Here is a 448-nt window from a genome sequence, read left to right as displayed (position 1 = left end):
AAAATGAGAAAATACAACGATGATATCTTATCCTTTGCGAAAGACCAAGTATATACCTATTACACAGAAAACCAGGAAGATTTCAAGAAAGTCGGAAAGATTTTACAAGTTATAATAGATGAAAATATTTCAGATCATACAGTATTTAAAGACATACAAACACGTGTATTTTCTATCCTAGACCGCCCTAAATTAACTGAGCTAGCAAATCAAATCCTGAATACTTCGAAGATAGATGAAAAAGCGTTCCGTTGGGAACGTATTGATGCATTAGCTTTACAATTCAAGAGACAAATTCGTCCTATTTTTATGACGATTGATTTTGTTACAACAGATATTGAAGATTCTCTTATGGATGCAATACATTTTTTAAAAGAAGTTTTTATGAAACGAAAAACTTTACTTAAATATGATATCGAAGATATTCCACAAACCTTTATACAAAATG

1 pseudogene is annotated in these 448 nt (G+C 30.1%); it reads left to right on the top strand.

The features are described 5' to 3' along the window. A pseudogene (locus ACODS7_RS32610) lies at positions 1-448 on the top strand (Tn3 family transposase); the annotation flags it as partial.

This window comes from Bacillus sp. FG16, assembly GCF_057809515.1.
Note: the sequence above shows the minus strand (reverse complement) of the source record. Positions and strands in the feature narration are given on the sequence as shown.